Origin of the sequence: uncultured Campylobacter sp., assembly GCF_938045405.1 — a bacterium.
Classification (GTDB): domain Bacteria; phylum Campylobacterota; class Campylobacteria; order Campylobacterales; family Campylobacteraceae; genus Campylobacter_B.
Genome location: NZ_CALIMW010000268.1, coordinates 1 through 1,308, shown reverse-complemented (window position 1 = coordinate 1,308; position 1,308 = coordinate 1). Strand labels below are relative to the sequence as shown.

Below are 1,308 nucleotides of genomic sequence, written 5' to 3'. Positions count from 1 at the left end.
GGATCGAAGAGGTGCTGAAGCTGGCGCTCGTTTAAATTTAAAGCGCCACTTTAAATTTTGCCACTTTAGCAGCGTGTTGGAGGCCAAGAGTTCGCAGGAGTATCTGAGCGGCGAGTGAGGTTAAGAAACTAAAACCGTAAATTCAGACGTCAAATTTAGCCCGCAAATTTGACGTCCGTAAATTCAGCCAAATTTAGAGGTTAAATTCGCATTCTAAATTTGGCTGAGCACTACCACAGACTCTGAAATTTTAAAATCCTACCGCATGGCGCGCGGAATTTAAAATTTCTTTAGATTCCCGCTTGTGCCGTTTGCGATCAAAATATAAAGCAAGAAAATGATAAGACTAAAAGCAAGATTAAGACTAGCCGCAAGGAAGCTTGAAATCGCCTTTTTTGTTAGCCTGATCGCTTATGTTTTGGCAGCTTTGAGCTTATTTGCCGTGCCCGAAGATATCTTGTCCGCTCACGCAGTTTTTAGAGACTTTACGGCGTTTATGGCGGGCTTTTACCCGGCTATAGACGTAGCGCGAACCAAAACAACCTTTGGCGATGTAGCGGCGTTTCATCTTAGCTATTTATGCTTTTTTATGCCCGTTTGTTTGCTGTTTGCGGGGCTTTACGGCGTGGCAAAAGGAGCTACCGGCAGGCTTGAGGAAAACAAAAACAACGCCCAGGCTCTTTCACAAGGCATTATTTTATTTGCGCTTATCGTATGCTTTTTGGTATTCGGCGGACTTGATGATTTTTTCTCGGGTTATAGAATATGGCACACTTATCGCCCGACGCGAGAGTTCATAGCACAGATGAGGCTAGAATTATTTTTATACTATGAAATGATCGGCTTTGGCATTGCAAATTTTTGCGTGATGATGTCGGCGTATCTTATTATGCAGATTTGTAGGCAGCTGCGAGCGTTTGTTTTGCTTAGGGCTCGCCAAACGGCTGCGTTTTTCGGACGGATATTTAGACAACGCTAGCCGAATTCAGCGAGTTTGTGAGCCACTCTAGCGCCTTTTTGGCGAGTTTTTTCGGGTTCTCTTAAATCCTTTTTCGCGTTTAGCTCTTCTAACAGCTTTGCATTTGCTTTCGCCGCGCTTAGGCACAAAAAGTCAAAACATACGCAAAATACAACTAAAATCTATGCGCAGGCGAGATAATGCTAAAAATTTTCGTCGAAAACAGTGCGATATAAAGCGATAAAATACACGCAGGCACAAACATCCAAGGCTAGTATTCAACGCATTGCAGATATTGTGGCGCAATACTTTGTGCCTACAGTAATCGGTCTTGCTATCGTGACAGGTCT

At 43.5% G+C, this 1,308-nt stretch carries 1 protein-coding gene; it reads left to right on the top strand.

What is annotated here, in order from left to right; all coding sequences use genetic code 11:
- Window positions 1–337: 337 nt before the first annotated feature.
- Window positions 338–979, top strand: a complete 642-nt coding sequence (locus Q0140_RS11305; RefSeq protein ID WP_297964653.1) for a hypothetical protein — start codon at window positions 338–340, stop codon at window positions 977–979.
- Window positions 980–1,308: the final 329 nt, after the last annotated feature.